The following is a 17086-nucleotide window of genomic DNA, read 5'->3' as shown; positions in this document are numbered from 1 at the left end:
GATATTTACCCATGGGAGGGTTTCTTTATGGAAAATCTTGTTTTTTGTCTGAATGTAACTGTTCCGATTTTTCTTACGCTGCTTCTCGGATATTTTTTCCGGAGGATCGGACTTTTTGACGATGCATTTGTCAGCCGTATGAATAAATTCGTATTTGTTGTACCTTTACCTGTGCTTCTTTTTCAGGATATTGCCAAGATCGATATTTACAAAGCCTGGGATTTCAGGATGGTGGCCTTCTGTTTTAGTATCACTTCTGTAAGCATTATCATCTCCGTATTTCTGTCCCGATTCCTTCATCCTTCAGATATACGCGGTGAATTTATCCAGGCATCTTACCGGAGCAGTGCTGCGATCCTGGGTATCGCCATTATCCAGAACCTTTATGGAAACGCCGGAATGGCTCCGCTGATGATCATTGCAAGTGTACCTCTTTACAATGTTATGGCTGTTGTGATTCTTTCCATATTCAAACCAGGTCAGGGTAAACTGAATGGTGCTGTTCTGAAGCGTACTTTAAAAGGCATCATCACCAACCCAATTATTCTTGGAATTGCAGCCGGTACATTATGGTCTCTGCTCCGTCTCCCATTTCCGAAGATTCTGGATTCCACAGTCGGAAACCTTGCAAAAACAGCCACACCCCTTGGTCTGATGGCCATGGGAGGTTCTCTCCGTTTTGGTAAAGCATTCTCCAGACTGAAGGCTTCTGTTGCCTGCACTTTTATGAAGCTTGTCGGCTATGAAGCACTTTTTCTCCCGCTGGCCATCCGTTGCGGATTCACACAGGATAAGCTGGTTTCCATTATCATCATGCTTGGTTCTGCCAGCACAGTAACCTGTTTTGTTATGGCAAAAAATATGGATCATGAAGGTTCCTTCTCTTCCGGAGTTGTTCTTCTTACTACAGTTTTCAGTGCGTTTACATTGACTTTATGGCTGTTTATCTGTAAGAACCTTGGGCTTATCTGATTCGGCTTATCTGCAGCAGGATATAAACATTGCCACTCTGCGTAACACGGAGCATAACTACCAGCTAAAGACATAGCCCGTTTCATACAGAAAATGCTGTAAGAGCTGTCTGCTTCCAAACAGTTCTTACAGCATTTTTATTTCTGCATTTTGTACAAATATTCAGTCTATATCAGTTTCAGATACCGGAGACCGTCCCTGATTCCATAATGGAACATATCGGACGTAACATGATCTGCCAGCTCCTGGATCTTCGGGGAAGCATTTCCCATAGCAACCTTGGTGGCCGCATATTCAAACATAGCCAGGTCATTGTTGCTGTCTCCGAATACCACAGTATCTTCCCACGGAATATCAAACAGGCGTATCACTGCAGCAATGCCAACAGCTTTGTTAAAGCCCTTGGGAACAAGCTCGATAGTATTTCCAACAAAAGAGCTGCTGCCCTCATGACGGATGATATCATAATACTCACTTAAGACGGCAAGTGCAGCCTCTGCATCGCAGCCGGCCGTCATTTTTGCACTGATCTTATTGATCTGCATACAGTCTTCATTACCCCGGATCGGTCTCCACTTATCTCCCAGTGCTTCTGTGATCAGGCTTGCATACCAGTTTACTTCATCCGTATACTCGTCCTTATCATAATACATATAGTCTGCACCCTCCATCACCGGGATCAGACCATATTTTCTTAATACTTCCACGGAGAGTTTTGCAATTTCCGGTGTCATTTCTTTATTAAAAAGCCTCTTCCCGTCTTTCTCTATGGTAGATCCGCAGGCAGTGATCATCCCTGTAAAAGGGATCTGTTCCAGATACCATGGAACAAAGGCACGGCTTCTTCCTGTACAGAGCCAGGCTTCATGTCCATTATCTATCAATGCACGCACTGCCTCTATTGCACTGTCCGGAGTACCTTTTTTCATATCGCAGATCGTTCCGTCTGCATCAAAAAAAACCGCTTTTTTTCTCATTTCTCATGTCTCCCATATCATCTGTAAAATACTTTTGCTGCGCGAACCAGACTCTCTGTATCCTTCACTCCTGCTGTCTCATAAGCTGAGTGCATAGCCAACTGCGGAAGGCCAATATCCACTGTATTCATGGCAGCCTGTGTGTTGGAAATATTTCCAAGTGTGGAACCACCTGCAATATCTGAACGGTTTACAAATGTCTGATATGGAACCTCCGCTTCCCTGCAAAGTTCCTTGAAGATTGCTGCTGAAATTCCATCTGTACAGTATTTCTGATTTGCATTATATTTGATCACGATTCCGCCATTCATTGTCGGGCGGTTCACAGGATCTGACTTATCTGTATAGTTTGGATGAAGCGCATGTGCATTATCTGCAGAGATCATAAAACTCTCCGCAAGTGCCATAAGGTAGCTCTCATGATCCCCGCCAAGTGCCAGATTGATCCGGTACAGCACATCCTTGAGAAATGCAGATGCTGCACCCTGCCTGGTGGTGCTTCCTACTTCTTCATTGTCAAGAACGCAATGGACTGCAATATTTTTCTTTTTATCTGCCTGCAAAAATCCCTCCAGGGATGCAAAAGTGCACTGCAGATCATCCAGTCTCGGACTTGATACAAACTCATTTCTGGCTCCCCATACAGTTCCAGACATACGGTTGTACAAAAACAGATCATGCCCCAGGACATCCTCCGGACGAACCTCTGCTTCTGCCGCTATCATATCCAGGAACTTTCCTTTTTCACCATTTCCGCTGTACAGAGGCAGCATATCCTTCTGCACATTATAATGATATCCACCGTTAATATCCCGGTTCATATGAATGGCAAGGCTCGGAATCATCACAAGATCTCTGTCAATGTTTATAAGCTTCTCCAGGATCTTGCCGTTTTTGCGCACGATCATTCGGCCTGCCACAGAAAGAGGACGGTCAAACCAGGTGGAAAGGATCATTCCACCGTACCGTTCCACATTCAGCTTCACATAAGCTCCACCTACAGACATCTCCGGATTTTCTTTGATCTTAAAGGACGGAGAATCACTGTGACTCGCAATAATATGGTATCTTCCGGAATCATTCATTGGAATAGAAAAACCGATAATCGCAGAATGATTTCGCATGACAAAATATTTTCCGCCTTTTTCCAGCTCCCAGTGTTCTTCCTCTTTCAGTTCTGTAAAGCCCTCTTCCAGAAAACGTTTTCTTATTGTTTCTGCCGCATGAAAAGCAGTTGGACTGCTGCTGATAAATTCCAAAAGTTTCTCTGTTGTCTCTTCGTACATGTCTGTTTTCTCCTCTGACCGGCCGGAAATCAGGCCGTTTTACGTTACACTCACAAAAATGCGCAGTAACCTTTTGCTACTGCACATTATACGGCAAAATATTTTCCGTAGCAATACTTTTAACCGATCATCTGAAAGATCCAGGATACAGCCGGAAGTGTTATAATAGAACATACTGTAGTAACCAGGATTCCTCCCATTGCATAATCTCCGTCAGAACCTGAAGCATTGGCCATCATTACCACAGAAGACATTACCGGCATGGCAGAAGCCAGTGCCATTGTCATATGGATATCTGAAGGAATCGGGAAAAATCCCAGCAAAACATAGAAAAGTATGGGAAATAGCACCATCTTTATCAAAGCGATTCCATAATAATCCGGTACTTTGATAAATTTCAGCACATCAATGCAGGCAAAGATTCCTCCCAGATAGATCATGGCAAGGGGTGTTGCGGTAGCTCCCATTTTCTGCAGTGCAGTATCCAGGATCAATGGCAAATGGATCCCGGTCAGCACACAGAGCATGGCAAGTATAATTGCCACTGCGACAGGATTAATGAGTTTCCTGGGATTAAATTTCCCACTTTCTTTTTCTGCAGGAGATGTGAGCTTCACACCCAGGGTCCAGAGCATCAGCTGGTCAATGACCGTAAAAACAGATATGTACAGCATTCCTTTTTCCGGATAAATACTGGTAATAATAGGAATTCCCATAAATCCTACGTTTCCAAATACGACCATCGCCCGGTACAGCTGCAGATGATCACCTTTCAGCCGAAATATTTTTCCGGATATTTTTCCCAGGATCAAAAGCCCAATGTACATAGATGCTGCAATCGCAAGAATCGATAAGGATGAAAAAAATGTTCTGCGGTCTACACCGTCAACTGTATTGATAAAGATCATAACCGGAAGTGCCAGTTTGATCACAAATCTGGAAATCACCTCCAGGGTTTCTCTTGTCAGCACTTTCGTGCGGATCAGGATAATGCCCGTGATAATGTAGATCACGAACATCCCAATCTGCTGTAATAGAATTGTTAACATATTCATCTTCTGAGACTCCTTTTTGTCCAAAAAAATAATGCACCCGGCCTTTGGCTCTGCGATGCATTATTTTGCCTTTATGAATTTTATACTATCACATCTGACTCACGTTGACAACGTGCTTTTGCTGTACGATCTTATCTCCCAGCTTATTCAGGAGCATTGTATAAGCAGCCCCAAATACATTCGCCCCGATACGAAGCAGCACTGCTGCCGGCATTCCGAAAAGCCCTGCTGCAATGGACAGCGCACCAAAAGTATTAAACGCCGTCTGCCATGCGTAGCCTGCGGAATATCCCACACCGATTCCGCCGATCATTCCAATGTAAGGATACATGGATTTCGGAAGCACCAGATAGAGCACAACAAAAAGCAGACATCCCACAATGTTAAACATACCTCTTTTTCCTGCTCTGGTCTTGCAGTCCTCTGTAAACGGAAGACATACGGACATGCAGGCGATTCCTGCCCACATAGCTCTCGGAAGTCCAAGAAGGGACATGATCAACATGGCACTTGAAACAATCAGTGTCAGTCTTAAATACCATCTGCCTCTGGAAGAACAGAGATTAAACTCCCGAAACAGATCCGGAAATGTCCTGCGATACGGACGGTTCTTCTGATTCTTGTAAAAGATCACCATGCAGAGAACCATTCCCACAAGAAGCCCCTCCACGCGCAATACATAAGCTTTTCCCGTCACATCATATCCCATCAGCAGGAGATATCCCAGTACAAAGGTAGAATGGTTATACATAATTACATTGTGGCATCCAAGAATCATCAGAAGCAGAATGCTCACTGCATTGATCAAAAACGCCGGTATCGGAGAAACCATGTTGGAAAGTCTGGGACCTGCGATCAAAATCCCAAAAATCCCGGCAATGGATAAAAGTCCATGCGTGGTTCGTATCCCAAAATCTGCCTGTCTTAAGACCAGCATTGCCAAAAGTACAGTTACGCCTACAACACTGTTGTCATTTCCTGTTATCTTGCTGTATAACGTAACAACAGCTACGCAGAAGGCCATAACGAGATATACTTTAAAATTATAGATCAGAATGTGCCTTCTTTTTTCTTTTTTGTCTGTGGTATTCCGTATCAGCTGTTTGGATCCTGTTGAGCTTAACTGCAGTTCCTGATAAAATGTCATTTTTCATCGCTCCTTTTATAAAGCGGACATTCGCATTCCGCTCTGCCATATGCTCATGAACACGATCGTTTTGCGATCTGCATTCAAATATACAAACAGCCATTATACCTGGTTTATTCTGAAAGGTCAAATACTTTTTTCAAAAACTGTAAATTTTTGTTCCTTTTGAAATCTGCAATTATATTTTTTATGCGTATCTTTTTATAACTATTATCTGTATTATCGCAATTCCGCTATCCTGGTAACTGCCACGTAAATTTCCTGGATCTTATACCATGTAGGATAATCCACCACTCCGGAAGCCGGAAGCCCAAACACATTCTGGAATTTTTTTACGGAAGCAGCTGTCGCGGGGCCGTAAATACCATCCACAGTCACAGTTGGAATTGCGGGATAGGCTTTTGCTATAGCATTAAGCTGTTCCTGAATCTGCTGCACTTTTTCCCCGGTAACACCAATTGTCAGGTCATATCCCGGCCAGGATGCAGGAATCCCGGAAACTGCCTCTGCTACATTGATATACATATCATTTCCATAAAAGCTCCGTATGATCTCAATTGCAGAATATCCCTGATCTCCCAAAGACTTGCTTCCCCACTGTGTCATCCAGCCACGATCCCTGCACTGCACCCGTCTGCCATCACAATACTGCGTCAGGATAGGCTGCCGCACATTCGGTCTGGAAAGATAGTTTTCAAAAAGCTCATCCACAATCCTGTCGATGCTGTCAAAAATATTCCGGCCATTGATCCATTTATGATCGTATGCTGTGGAAGAAGTGATGGTGTAGTCATAGCCTTTGTTCCGGTACCATTCTGTATATACCCGGTTTAATGTAAATGACATGATTGCCAGGACATTGGCACGAATCGTATCGTCCGGCCAGGTCGCATAGATCTCGCTGCTGGCCACATTTTTGATATAATCTTTGTAACGTACGTAATAATTCCGGGCACTGGTGTCCCCTGCCGGACCATCATGGACTACGATGTACTCCGGAATCACCACTTTGCTCAAAACGATCTCTCCGGATTCATTTACCGGCTTAATCTCTGCTTCCGGATTTTTAGGCGGATACTCTCCAAACAGGGTGTGCGGCCCGATAACGATCCGCTGATAATCCTCCCCATTTCCCTGCTGCCGCCTGAGAGATGCACCCTGCCAAGAGATTGAATGAGGAAGTACTTCTGTTCCTGCCACTTCTTTTGGTTCAAAACCATCTGCACTGATCTGAACTGTATATTCTGAATAAGGTTGTTGCTCTACCGGTTTCATGCTGTATTCCAAAGGCGGAGCCGCCAGATCCAGAAGAGGCGTTTTTCCGGAGGAATCCGTACGTATTTCTTCGATGATATTGTCCGGCATACCCGTGTATGAAATCCGTACTCTTGCATTTTCAACAGGACGGTTATTTACTCCATCCCACACCGTCACCTGCAGCTGTCCCTGATCCGGGGTATCCTGCTGCATGGAAATATAAGAATGATTTTTCATAAACAGAGACTCCTTTTTGTATCTCAATACACATTAACTCTCTGTCAGTATATGCCTAAAATCAAAAAATGCCATATTTTTTACTATGCTTCCTCCCAGTAATCCTCTTCATCCTGAATATCATCAAGTTCATCTGCGCTGCTGACTCATCCGTTTCTGCAGCTCGCCATGAATTTCTTTGCCCAATGCGTCTATTATACAATAAATACTCCACAATAATAGAAAAAGTGCTGTATCATCTTCCATGAGATCATACAGCACCATATATTCACCTTATTTCTCCAGATATCAGAATATTTTCAGAATGTCATTATACATCACCACAACCATCAACGCCATCAAAAGCATCAGTCCTGCAAAATGGACCATTCCTTCTATCTGACGGTTGACCGGTTTTCTGCGGATGGCTTCTGCCAGCAGAAATACCAGTCTTCCTCCATCCAGTGCAGGAATGGGAAGCAGGTTCATAACACCAAGGTTGGCAGAAAGAAGAACTGCCATATTCAGCATGTTCATCCAGATCATTAGTGTTCCTTCGTTCCTGGACTGCTCATAAGTATCACCAATGGCATCTACCACACCAACCGGACCGCTTAAGTCCTTCATCCCGAGATGGCCGCTTACCAGCTCTTTCAAACTCAGAATCGTGGTGCGGATCATATATTTTACTTCCACAGCACCATATTTCAGCACATTAAAACCGGAAGTTTTTTCGCTGTAAGTGTTATACCCGAAACCAGTCACAGGAGTTCTGTATTCTCTTGGTGTAATTTCTGCCTCATACTCCAGCCCGTTTCGTTCATAAGTGATTGTAACCGGCTGATCAGACAGGGGATGTTTCTCAAGATATTTTTCATAAGCCGCTCCATCAGGTACTTCCACCCCATTGATCCTGGTAATTACATCTCCTGCCTCCAGACCTGCCTCTTCCAGCGGCATTCCCTTGATCAGTGATTCCACTGTCATGGAATTTGCATCAGAGCGGTTAAAGCCCAGAAGATAACGTACATTTACATCCGGCTTATAGGAAATTTCCTTTATCTCTCCGTCACGCTTTACTTTCAGGTGGATGGTGTCCTCCTCCTGCAGTTCATTCAGATAAGTATATACGTAGAGATCTTTCCCAAGATCAATATGATAACCCTGATATTGCGTGATCACATCGCCAGCTTCCAGACCTGCCTTCTCAGCGGAGGAGCCTTCCGTAACTTCCAGTACTGTAGCCGGATCATAACCAATACAGCCTACAATGATCACGGAAAGCACAAACGCCAGCAAAAAGTTAAAAACCGGTCCTGCAGCAACAACTGCGATCCTGCCCCATACAGAAGCTGAATTGAACGTCCCGGGACCATCATCCTCAGCGTCCTCTCCGGCCATGGCACAGGAACCGCCAAGGGGAAGAAGCTTCAGGGAATAGCGGGTACCGCCTTTTACAGTGCTTAAAATTCTCGGACCCATGCCAAGAGAAAATTCCAGTACCTCTATGTGATTCTTTTTTGCCAGAAGAAAATGTCCCAGCTCATGAATCAGTATTACAACGCTGAAAATTATAACAGCTATCACAAATCTCAATTTACCACCTGCTTTCGATCCACTGATAAGTATCCTGCTCTACAGAAAGGATCTCATCCAGATCCGGGTGAGCGATTTTTTTGTGTCTGTCCATAGACTGTGCAATAATCTCATAAATATCCAGGAATCCGATCTTTTCTTCCAGGAATTTCTTTACTGCCAGCTCATTGGCTGCATTGAAGACTGTTGGCATACTGCCACCTTCTCCGGATGCCTGGATAGCCATTGGAAGGCCACGGAATGTCTCCATATCCGGAACCTCAAAAGTAATCTCGCGAAGTTTCGTAAAATCAAGACGGTCTCCATCCAGATAACGTCTGTGAGGATAGTACAGTGCGTACTGGATCGGGAGACGCATATCCGGTGTTCCAAGCTGGGCCATAATGGCTCCATCCTTAAATTCCACCATGGAATGAATAATACTCTGCGGCTGTACCACAACCTGTATATGATCCAGATCCATATCAAAAAGCCATTTCGCTTCCATAACTTCAAGGCCTTTGTTTACCAGTGTTGCAGAATCTACAGTGATCTTTTGTCCCATTACCCAGTTCGGATGTTTGAGAGTATCTGCCACTGTCACGTTCTTAAGATAATCTGTGGTACGTCCACGAAATGGTCCACCGGAAGCTGTAATCAGCAGCTTGTGGATCTCTTTTTTCTCTTCTCCGTGAATTGCCTGGAAGATTGCACTGTGCTCACTGTCAACAGGCAGGATGGAAACTCCGTACTCTTTTGCCATAGGCATGATCAGATGACCTGCTGTGACAAGTGTTTCTTTGTTGGCAAGTGCGATATCTTTTCCTGCACGGATTCCTTCCATGGTCGGGCGGATTCCAATCATTCCAACAATAGCCGTAACAAGGATATCGGACTCCGGCATAGATGCAAGCTCCAGAAGACCGTCCATCCCGCTGACAACCTTTGTTGTTGTATCTGCGATGTGGATCTTCAGATCTTCAGCTGCTTTCTCATCCCAGACTGCTGCCAGAAGGGGATGAAACTCACGGATCTGTTGCTCCAGCTTTTCCACACTCCTACCTGCACTGACTGCAACTACACGAAGATCATTATTCTTCCGCACTACATCCAGCGTCTGGGTTCCAATGGAACCGGTAGATCCTAATATTGCAATATTCTTCATTTCAATATCTCCTAAATTCCAAGAATCAGTTTTGCAAGATAATAAATAACAGGTGCTGTGATGATCACGCTGTCAAAACGATCCAGAATTCCACCATGACCAGGGATCAGCTTTCCATAGTCCTTGATGTTCTGGTTTCTTTTGATGGCCGAAGCTGCCAGATCGCCTACCATGGAGATCAGGGCCCCAACTCCGCAGATCAGGGCATACTCAGCCATTTTCCCCTGTGTTGCTGCTGCATAGATCACTCCCAGAAGTGCAGCCCCCACAACACCGCCCACAGCTCCTTCAATGGATTTTTTCGGACTTAAGACAGGTGCCATCTTATGCTTGCCGATAAGCATTCCCACGCAGTACGCACAGGTATCGCAGCCCCAGGAGCATAAAAAGATCAGCCATACCAGGAATTTGCCATCCGGAAGATTTCTGGTCAGGTAAATAAATGAAAGCATCACTGCAACATATACAACACCAAAGAATGCTGCCATTACCTGTTCAGCGCGGTATTTCGGATATCCAAATACATAAACGAACAGGATAAGGATCATACTTACAATAACTGCCATCATTCCAAAGTTTCCAAAATCAAACTTCATGGCAATATAATAGAGCACTGCTCCAAGATATCCCACAAGCTCCAGCACAGTAACATGCTCATCACTTACCTTCATCACATTGTAAAGCTCACGCATTCCGATCAGTGAAACAGTCAGAAGTGTAAAAAACAATATCCAGCTGCCGGAAATGATCGTTGCAAGGGCAATGATGACAAGGATGATACCGCTTATCAGTCTTGTCTTAAACATAAATTACTCCTCCTTAACACCGCCGTAACGTCTGTCTCTCTGATTATATTTCTCGATAGCCTTAATAAGCTCTTCCTTGTTGAAATCCGGCCATGCTACCGGTGTGAAATAAAACTCGGAATAAGCCAGCTGCCAGAGAAGGAAATTGGAAAGCCGCTGCTCTCCACTGGTACGGATCATCAGATCCGGATCCGGAACACCTGCTGTATCCAGATAGCTTTCAATCGTATCCTCTGTAATACTATCCGGCTCTACTTTTCCATCTTTTACATCCTGGGCCATCTTCTGCATTCCACGGCGGATCTCATCACGGCTTCCGTAATTTAATGCCAGCTGGAAATAGATTCCGTCAAAATCCCTGGAGTATTCCTCAAGCTCACGGACACTCTGCTGAATATCCGGTGCAAATGCCTTAATATCTCCAATGACTTTCATCCTCATATTATTTTTCCTGGAAATCTTGATACATTTCTTGAGATAGCTGCGAAACAGCTTCATCAGTGCCTCAACCTCATCTCTGGAACGCTTCCAGTTCTCTGTGGAAAAAGCATAGACCGTTAAGTATTTCACTCCCAGATCTTTGATATCGTAGCAGATGTTCTCAAGGTTGGCACAGCCTTTCACATGTCCGTAGGTTCTCGGCATTCCCCGTTCCCTGGCCCATCTTCCGTTTCCGTCCAGAATAATCGCGATATGATTTGGTACGTTCATATTTTTTCCTCCATACAGAAAGAGAGCTTCTTCGAAGAAGCCCTCTTAATCATTGTATTCCTGCAATTATACGGTCAGAATCTCTTTAGACTTGTTCTCGATTGCCTTGTCAACTTCCTTGATGTACTTGTCTGTAAGCTTCTGAACTTTGTCCTCAAGCTCCTTGATCTCGTCCTCGGATACATCCTGTTTTGCAAGTTTCTTGAAAGCGTCATTTGCATCACGACGGATATTTCTCACTGCGACCTTGGCGCCTTCACCTTTTTTCTTAACATCTTTAACCAGTTCTTTACGGCGCTCCTCGGTAAGCTCCGGGAATACAAGACGGATTGCCTTACCATCGTTGCTTGGGTTTAATCCAAGGTCAGAGCAGAGGATAGCTTTCTCGATTGCCTTGATCATGCTGGATTCCCATGGCTGGATCTGGATCATACGTGCCTCTGGTACAGAAATATTGGCAACCTGCTGGATCGGAGTTGGTGCTCCATAATAATCTACGGTAAGTTTATCAAGAATATGCGGATTCGCACGTCCGGCTCTGATCGTTGCAAGCTCGCTCTCCAAAGCATTCAGTGTTTTTCCCATTTTTGTTTCGTATACCTGAATTCTCTCATCCATTTCACATATCTCCCTGTATGGTTATTTTATTAATTTGATTACACAGTTACCTTAGTTCCGGAGAACTTGCCGTGAACGGTATTCACAATGCTGTCTTTCTCATCGAGAGCAAATACCAGCATTGGCATCTTCTGCTCCATGCACATGATGGAAGCTGTCAGATCCATAGCTGCCAGTTTCTTCGCAACTACCTCATCAATGGAAATCTCGTCATACTTCTTGGCATCCGGATTAACCTTCGGATCGCTGTCATAGATTCCGTCAACCGCCTTCGCAAGAAGGATAGCATCTGCACCGATCTCAACTGCACGAAGTACAGTAGCTGTATCTGTGGAGAAATAAGGATGTCCTGTACCGCCTGCAAAAAACACTACCTTGCCTGCTGCAAAGCTCTCTTCCACTGCATCTTTAGAATAAAGAGTTGTAAATGCACCGCATACAAATGGTGTGAATACCTCTGTCTTAAGTCCCACATATCTGCAGATATCAGATACATAGATACAATTCATGATCGTTGCAAGCATTCCGATCTGGTCTGCCTTGCTTCTGTCCATGGCTCCGCTGGTACGTCCTCTCCAGAAGTTTCCGCCTCCGATAACAATACCTACCTGAAGTCCCTCATCAACAATAGTCCTGATCTGTTTGGCTACCTCTGTGACAGTTGCCTCGTCAAAACCTCTCTTCTGCTCTCCTGCAAGAGCCTCTCCGCTTAATTTCAGTAACACTCTCTTCATATGTTTATTCTCCTTTACCATACGCCGGATACAACTTCATTGCCATCATCATCAAAAGTTGTGGAAACCGTAAACGTATCATAGTAATAATAACCGGTCTTGCCGGATTCCGGCTCATCTTCATAATCACTGCCGTTCGGACTGCCGCATGCGCTTTCAAGAGCTGACATGGACTGACCGATATATCCTGCCGCCACAGAAGCCAGATCATCACCACTATTGTTGTCACCATTATTGTTATCAGACGGTGCTGAAGTAGGATCTGCTGACGGCTGGTTTGATGTGGAATCTGCAGACGGTGTGGAGTCCGAATTATCCGTGCTGTTTGAATTACCACTGCCATCAGAATTACCACTCTCATCATCTGCTGACGGAGTTGGTGTAACATCAGTGCTGTCGCTGACGGAATCTGTGCTGTCACTCTCCGCGCTGTCATCCTCGATTCCAAGTCTTGCCTTCACATCCTTCAAAGTGGAAACCTCCTTGGTGCTTCCGCTTGTCAGATATGTAGCATAAGGGATTCCGTCTTCACCTTCTCCATCCATGCACAGGCTGATCTGTGAGATTGCAGTAAGCGGAAGCTGACGGAAAAAGCACTCATTCTGCTCCTCATCAGAAAATGTGATGCGCACATCAAAACTGGTCGCTGTGTCACCGTTATCATCCTTCTGATCTTTCTCCATATAATAAACAGCCTTGTCGTTGTCGGCCAATGTAAACTTACTGTTTACAAGGTCACTACCCCAGGTCTCATCACTGTCATCCCCGTCGTCTCTGGTCGGACGGACATAAATTGCTGAAATGGTAGATCCCATTTTATTCGTAAATACAATACTTGTAGTGGTTTCACTCTTGGTTCCCATCACATTCTTGATATTCGCTGTATCATCTGTTGCAGTCTTCATCTCCACTACATCTGACTTCGGTGCCTCGGTTACTGCCGGTGTTGCTGTTGCTTCCACTTTCTGCTCCGGTGCTACGGAAGGCTTATTTCCACAGCCAGCCGCAAACATACTCGCTGCCAGGATTCCGGCAAAGATCAAATAGCGTTTCTTCATTATATCTCCTCCATATAAAATGGTTCTGTCTTTCTTTTTAGTTATCTCTTCCTATTATTGCAGAGTATCACTTTCTTGTCAACCTGACCATTCGGAATTTCACACAATTTTTAGTTTTTTCAGACTATGCGAAAAATTGCGGCATCTGATATCAGAATCCATTCTCTCTTCGCTGTTTTCGCATGGTACGGCGCATTTTTGCAGCCTCATTCCTGGCTTTTTCTGCCTCTGTGGAAATGACAAGATCCGGTACCTGTACAGGTTTCTGATCTTCATCCACTGCCACCATCACAAAAAATGCCCGGTTTACTGTCTGGCGCATGCCATCCGGCAGTTCTGTATAAGTATCGATTTCGACTTCCATGGAGGTTTTTCCTACGTAAGTCACATATCCTCTTAAGACCAGGATATCTCCCTCATAAACAGCGCGTTTGAACTGAAAATTATCAACAGCTGCCGTCACAACTCTATGTGTCTCGGCGTGGCGCATGGCCACAATACCTGCCACCTCATCGATCCACTGCATCAGGGCTCCGCCAAAAAGCCTTCCGCTTCCATTGAGATGCTGCTGCATGATCAGATGAACCTGCTCTGTCATAGAATCCTCTATTGTCTTTTTTCTTCTTTCCTGACCGTTATCCACGGTACATTCCCCCTCATTTTTAATAGAGATTTTTCACCTTAAAATCTCTCTCTGCTTCTCTTCTCTGGTCTTTCTTGGCAATATCCTGGCGTTTGTCATAGAGTTTCTTACCACGGGCCATGCCAATTTCCACTTTTACCAGACTGTCCTTGAAATAGACCTTAAGCGGTACTAGTGTCAGTCCTTTTTCTTTTAATTTTGCTTCGATCTTGTTGATCTCGTAGCGGTGCAGCAGGAGCTTGCGCACGCGAAGCGGATCTTTATTAAAAATATTTCCCTTTTCATAAGGAGTGATATGCATTCCATATACATACACTTCTCCGTTCTCCACACGGACGAAAGCCTCTTTGATGCTGCATTTACCGGAGCGGAGGGATTTTACCTCTGTTCCTGCAAGTGCGATCCCGGCTTCATAGGTGTCTTCGATAAAATAATCATGAAACGCTTTTTTGTTATTCGCGATCAGTTTCATTCCTGATTTTTTTGCCATTTTCTGCTCCCTCAGTCTTCCTCAACCAGAACAAAATCTACGGTTTTCAGCATCTTGTCTGCATCTGCCACACGTACACGGACTTTTTGCCCAAGACGGAAAATCCGGCCGGTCATATCGCCCCGCAGCTCATAGGCATCCTGGTCATATACATAATAATCGTCACGTAATGTATTGATATGGATCAGTCCTTCCACAGTATTTGGAAGTTCCACATAAAGTCCCCAGCCTGTAACGCCGGAAATGATCCCCTCATATTCCTCATCCAGGTGATAGGACATGTACTCAGCTTTTTTCAGCTTGTCAGATTCTCTTTCTGCCTCATCTGCACGCCGCTCGCACACACTGGACTGGCGTGCCACTTCATCCAGGATTTCTTTGTAATGTTCAGCACGACCTTCCCTCACCAGCCTTCCACGCAGTCTGTCGTGGATAATCCTGTGGATCTGAAGATCCGGATATCTTCGGATCGGTGAAGTAAAGTGGCAGTAATATTTGGCAGCAAGACCAAAATGACCGCTGCATTCCGTTGTATATTTTGCCTGTTTCATGGTACGCAGCGTCATGCGGCTGATCTGCGCCTCATTGGGCAGGCCTTCTATGCTTTCCAGAATTTCCTGGATCTCTCCCGGCGTGATCTCCTGACCGGATTTCTGAATATTAACTCCCTCATTATGAAGAAGCATCAGAAGGCTCTCGATCTTCTCGGGGTCCGGAGTTTCATGGGTTCTGTATACAAAAGGATAATCTCCGGTACAATACTCCTGTGCAACAGTCTCATTGGCAAGAAGCATAAAATCCTCAATGATCCTGGTTGCAACATTAGCTTCGTATGGCTGTACATCGATGGCTTTACCTGCTGCATTGAGAATAATTTTGCTTTCCGGGAAATCAAAATCAATGGATCCTCTTGTATGACGGCGACTGCGAAGAAGTCCTGAAAGCTCTTTCATCAGGAAAAACATCGGGATTAGTGATTCATACCGCTTCTTCGCCTCATCATCAGTATCCTCCAGGATATTCTTAACATCTGTATAACACATTCTCTCATTCACGCAAATCACTGTCTCCGCAATCTTATGTGAAATAACCTTACCTTTTTCGTTGATATCCATGAGGCAGCTTAAGGTCAGACGATCCTGCCCCTGGTTCAGAGAACAGATCCCGTTGGAAAGCCGCTCCGGAAGCATAGGGATCACTCGGTCTGCCAGATATACGGAAGTTCCCCGTTTCAGTGCTTCACGGTCAAGAGCACTGCCACCCTGAACATAATTGCTTACATCTGCAATGTGCACGCCAAGATGGTAGATTCCGTTTTCTTTTGTCAGGGAAATGGCATCATCCAGATCCTTGGCATCCTCACCGTCAATCGTAACAGTAACAAAATCTCTTAAGTCCAGCCTTCCGTCCATATCTGCTTCCTGCACATGATCCGGCACACGATCTGCCTGACGGAGTACTTTGTCTGGAAATACACTTGGAATATTAAAGCTCTTCACGATTGCCAGAATATCGGTTCCCGGTGAACGTAAATTTCCCAGGACTTCTGTCACTTTTCCTTCTGGTTTTCTGTTTCTGGAGCCATAATCTGTTACCTCAACCACTACTTTATCCCCGTCTTTGGCTCCCATGGAATTCTTTCGGGAAATAAAAATATCTTTGGAAAACTTGGGGTTGTCACTGATCACAAAACCATAGTCCCTGCTGCTCTGATATGTTCCCACAATAGAAGGCATTCCACGTTCCAGAACTTTCAGCACAACGCCTTCCGGACGCTTGCCTTCTTTATGCCCGTTTCGCACAAGGATCTGCACTTTATCCTGATGCATGGCACTTCCCGTATCATTCTCCGGAATAAAAATGTCCTGCTCCTGATCTTCCACTTCTACGAAACCAAAGCCCTTGTAATGACCAATGAAGGTCCCTTCCATAATAGTTCCGTCTTTTTCAGAAAAATGATGTTCCTCGCGATATTCTTCTCTGCGATCTCTTTCACGGCTGTTTCTGTCCTTCTTCTCGGATTTAAAACGGTCTTTCTTTTTTCCTCTTTCTTTATGTCTGCCGGAGGCTTTGCTGTATCTGCCCTTGTTGTCAACTTCAGCTTTTCCCTGGGCACAAAGCTCATCCAGCACCTCAAAAAGTTCTTTTTTTTCACCTTTATCCAATCGGAGCAGAGAACCGATCTCACGCAGGCGCATAGGCTTGTACAGCGGATCTCCCAACAGCTCCATCACGAATTTTTTTCTTTTTTCAAATTTTTTTGATCTTTTCACAATTTCTCCTGTTTCATAATAATTCTACTTCAGTAATTTTCAGAAAGGATTTCCCCGCGGATCTTATATCAACGCAAAAACACTCCTGCTGATTAACAAAAGA

Annotated in this window: 16 protein-coding genes; 1 reads left to right on the top strand and 15 read right to left on the bottom strand. The window is 44.7% G+C overall.

Annotated elements, in window-relative coordinates:
- The first annotated feature begins 27 nt into the window (after positions 1-27).
- A complete protein-coding gene (locus tag AC04Q4_RS01600) occupies positions 28-972 on the top strand; it encodes an AEC family transporter (RefSeq protein WP_476388354.1) in 945 nt (314 codons plus the stop codon).
- Positions 973-1139: 167 nt separating this feature from the next.
- Here the strand turns inward: AC04Q4_RS01600 and AC04Q4_RS01595 are convergent, their stop codons facing one another.
- The 15 genes from AC04Q4_RS01595 to rnr all read right to left on the bottom strand — a co-directional run bounded on the left by AC04Q4_RS01595 (position 1140) and on the right by rnr (position 16983).
- Positions 1140-1949 (bottom strand): Cof-type HAD-IIB family hydrolase, encoded by an 810-nt coding sequence (locus AC04Q4_RS01595; RefSeq protein WP_119239890.1) that lies wholly within the window; start codon positions 1947-1949, stop codon positions 1140-1142.
- A 17-nt stretch (positions 1950-1966) separates the two neighbouring features.
- The gene (locus tag AC04Q4_RS01590) at positions 1967-3235 is read right to left on the bottom strand and encodes a M18 family aminopeptidase (RefSeq protein WP_476388353.1); all 1269 of its coding nucleotides are present in this window, start codon (positions 3233-3235) and stop codon (positions 1967-1969) included.
- Positions 3236-3354: 119 nt separating this feature from the next.
- Entirely contained in the window at positions 3355-4290 is a 936-nt protein-coding gene (locus AC04Q4_RS01585) for an AEC family transporter (RefSeq protein ID WP_476388352.1), read from the bottom strand.
- A gap of 88 nt (positions 4291-4378) precedes the next feature.
- On the bottom strand, positions 4379-5437 hold the full coding sequence (locus tag AC04Q4_RS01580) for an FUSC family protein (protein ID WP_476388351.1): 1059 nt from the start codon (positions 5435-5437) through the stop codon (positions 4379-4381).
- Between the two features lie 219 nt (positions 5438-5656).
- Positions 5657-6931, bottom strand: a complete 1275-nt coding sequence (locus tag AC04Q4_RS01575; RefSeq protein ID WP_195456859.1) for a peptidoglycan-binding protein — start codon at positions 6929-6931, stop codon at positions 5657-5659.
- Positions 6932-7219: 288 nt separating this feature from the next.
- The gene (gene rseP, locus AC04Q4_RS01570; protein WP_330604326.1) at positions 7220-8497 is read right to left on the bottom strand and encodes an RIP metalloprotease RseP; all 1278 of its coding nucleotides are present in this window, start codon (positions 8495-8497) and stop codon (positions 7220-7222) included.
- A gap of 10 nt (positions 8498-8507) precedes the next feature.
- Positions 8508-9650: a 1-deoxy-D-xylulose-5-phosphate reductoisomerase gene (dxr, locus tag AC04Q4_RS01565; protein WP_476388350.1), complete on the bottom strand. Its 1143-nt coding sequence runs from the start codon at positions 9648-9650 to the stop codon at positions 8508-8510.
- 11 nt (positions 9651-9661) lie between these two features.
- Positions 9662-10456, bottom strand: a complete 795-nt coding sequence (locus tag AC04Q4_RS01560) for a phosphatidate cytidylyltransferase (protein ID WP_476388349.1) — start codon at positions 10454-10456, stop codon at positions 9662-9664.
- 3 nt (positions 10457-10459) lie between these two features.
- The gene (locus AC04Q4_RS01555) at positions 10460-11167 is read right to left on the bottom strand and encodes an isoprenyl transferase (RefSeq protein WP_476388348.1); all 708 of its coding nucleotides are present in this window, start codon (positions 11165-11167) and stop codon (positions 10460-10462) included.
- A 66-nt stretch (positions 11168-11233) separates the two neighbouring features.
- On the bottom strand, positions 11234-11785 hold the full coding sequence (gene frr, locus AC04Q4_RS01550; RefSeq protein WP_173756401.1) for a ribosome recycling factor: 552 nt from the start codon (positions 11783-11785) through the stop codon (positions 11234-11236).
- 38 nt (positions 11786-11823) lie between these two features.
- The gene (gene pyrH / locus AC04Q4_RS01545) at positions 11824-12519 is read right to left on the bottom strand and encodes a UMP kinase (protein ID WP_173756402.1); all 696 of its coding nucleotides are present in this window, start codon (positions 12517-12519) and stop codon (positions 11824-11826) included.
- Positions 12520-12533: 14 nt separating this feature from the next.
- The gene (locus AC04Q4_RS01540) at positions 12534-13577 is read right to left on the bottom strand and encodes a Rossmann-fold NAD(P)-binding domain-containing protein (protein ID WP_180214659.1); all 1044 of its coding nucleotides are present in this window, start codon (positions 13575-13577) and stop codon (positions 12534-12536) included.
- A gap of 151 nt (positions 13578-13728) precedes the next feature.
- Positions 13729-14220: a hotdog domain-containing protein gene (locus tag AC04Q4_RS01535; RefSeq protein WP_476388347.1), complete on the bottom strand. Its 492-nt coding sequence runs from the start codon at positions 14218-14220 to the stop codon at positions 13729-13731.
- A gap of 19 nt (positions 14221-14239) precedes the next feature.
- Positions 14240-14710, bottom strand: a complete 471-nt coding sequence (gene smpB, locus AC04Q4_RS01530; RefSeq protein ID WP_119240624.1) for an SsrA-binding protein SmpB — start codon at positions 14708-14710, stop codon at positions 14240-14242.
- Between the two features lie 11 nt (positions 14711-14721).
- Positions 14722-16983 (bottom strand): ribonuclease R, encoded by a 2262-nt coding sequence (gene rnr / locus AC04Q4_RS01525; protein ID WP_476388346.1) that lies wholly within the window; start codon positions 16981-16983, stop codon positions 14722-14724.
- Positions 16984-17086 lie beyond the last annotated feature (103 nt).

Source organism: Blautia sp. HA8986, from assembly GCF_056504635.1.
This window is presented reverse-complemented; position numbering and strand designations above follow the sequence as displayed.